The organism is Streptomyces sp. NPDC003032 (genome assembly GCF_053591415.1).
The window spans coordinates 1-2,018 of sequence record NZ_JBSFTT010000119.1 but is presented as its reverse complement, the minus strand read 5'-3'; the positions used below and the strand labels follow the sequence as shown (position 1 = coordinate 2,018).

The 2,018-nt window shown below is 70.3% G+C and carries 2 protein-coding genes; both read right to left on the bottom strand.

From position 1 onward, the window contains the following. Positions 1–575: 3-isopropylmalate dehydratase small subunit (leuD, locus tag ACWDZ7_RS42775; RefSeq protein WP_451804367.1), on the bottom strand; the 575-nt coding region annotated here is incomplete at its 3' end. Positions 576–580: 5 nt separating this feature from the next. Next, complete coding sequence (gene leuC / locus ACWDZ7_RS42770) at positions 581–2,005, bottom strand: 3-isopropylmalate dehydratase large subunit (protein ID WP_451804365.1); 1,425 nt, start codon at positions 2,003–2,005, stop codon at positions 581–583. Positions 2,006–2,018 lie beyond the last annotated feature (13 nt).

Below are 2,018 nucleotides of genomic sequence, written 5' to 3'. Positions count from 1 at the left end.
GGCTTGTAGGCGGGGCGCTCGGTCTCATAGGCGGCGATGTCGGGCTCGTTCCGCAGTGTGATGCTGATGTCGTCCAGGCCGTTCAGGAGCCGCCAGCGGGCGTTCTCGTCGAGTTCGAAGTCGGCGGTGATGCCCCGCGCGCGGACCTGGCGGTCCTGGAGGTCGACGGTGACCTCGGCCTGCGGGTCGCTCTCGGTCAGCTCCCACAGCGCGTCCACGACCTTCTGGTCGAGTACGACGGTGAGCAGGCCGTTCTTCAGCGAGTTGCCGCGGAAGATGTCGGCGAAGCGGGAGGAGACGACCGCCTTGAAGCCGTAGTTCTGCAGGGCCCACACGGCGTGCTCGCGCGAGGAGCCGGTGCCGAAGTCGGGTCCGGCGACCAGGACGGTGGCACCCCGCCGCTCGGGCTGGTTGAGGACGAACTCCTCGTCCTTGCGCCAGGCCTCGAAGAGCCCGTCCTCGAAGCCGTCCCTGGTGACCTTCTTCAGCCAGTGGGCGGGGATGATCTGGTCGGTGTCGACGTTGCCGCGGCGCAGCGGAACGGCCCGGCCGGTGTGGGTGGTGAATGCTTCCATGGCTCTCAGACTCCGGCGGTCACAGGGGCGTCGGACAGGTCGGCGGGTGAGGTCAGCCGGCCGGTGACCGCGGTGGCGGCGGCGACCTGCGGGGAGACCAGGTGGGTGCGGCCGCCCTTGCCCTGCCTGCCCTCGAAGTTGCGGTTGGAGGTGGATGCCGAGCGCTCGCCGGGGGCCAGTTGGTCGGGGTTCATGCCCAGGCACATCGAGCAGCCCGCGTGCCGCCATTCGGCGCCGGCGGCGGTGAAGACCTTGTCCAGGCCCTCCGCGACGGCCTGCAGGGAGACCCGGACGGAGCCGGGGACGACCAGCATCCGTACGCCGTCGGCGACTTTGCGGCCCTGGACGATGGAGGCGGCCGCGCGCAGGTCCTCGATGCGGCCGTTGGTGCAGGAACCTACGAAGACGGTGTCGACGCTGATGTCGCGCAGCGCCTGCCCGGCGCTCAACCCCATGTACTCAAGGGCCTTTTCGGCGGCGTGGCGCTCCGAGGCGTCTTCGTACGAAGCGGGATCGGGGACGTGTCCCGACAGGGGCGCTCCCTGGCCCGGGTTGGTGCCCCAGGTGACGAACGGCGCGAGCGAGGCGGCGTCGATGCGGACCTCGGCGTCGAAGACCGCGTCGTCGTCCGTCTTGAGAGTCTTCCAGTACGCCACCGCGGCGTCCCAGTCCTGGCCGCGCGGGGCGTGGTCGCGGCCCTGGAGGTAGTCGAAGGTGGTGCGGTCCGGGGCGATCATGCCCGCGCGGGCGCCCGCCTCGATGGACATGTTGCAGATGGTCATCCGGGCCTCCATCGAGAGCTTCTCGATGGCCGGGCCGCGGTACTCCAGGACGTAGCCCTGGCCGCCGCCGGTGCCGATCTTCGCGATGATGGCGAGGATCAGGTCCTTGGCCGTGACCCCCTCGGGCAGTTCGCCGTCGACGGTGATGGCCATGGTCTTGGGACGGGCCATCGGCAGCGTCTGGGTGGCGAGCACGTGCTCGACCTGCGAGGTGCCGATGCCGAACGCCAGCGCTCCGAAGGCGCCGTGCGTGGAGGTGTGGGAGTCGCCGCAGACCACGGTGGTGCCCGGCTGCGTCAGTCCCAGCTGCGGTCCCACCACGTGGACCACGCCCTGCTCGACGTCGCCCAGCGGGTGCAGGCGCACACCGAAGTCGGCGCAGTTCTTGCGCAGCGTCTCCAGCTGCGCCCGCGAGACCGGGTCGGCGATGGGCTTGTCGATGTCGAGGGTCGGGGTGTTGTGATCCTCGGTCGCGATGGTGAGGTCGAGCCGCCGCACCTGCCGGCCCGCCTGCCGCAGGCCGTCGAAGGCCTGGGGACTGGTCACCTCGTGCAGCAGATGCAGATCGATGTAGAGGAGGTCGGGCTCGCCCTCGGCGCGCCGGACGACATGGTCGTCCCAGACCTTCTCCGCGAGTGTCCTACCCATCGCTTTCCCTCCG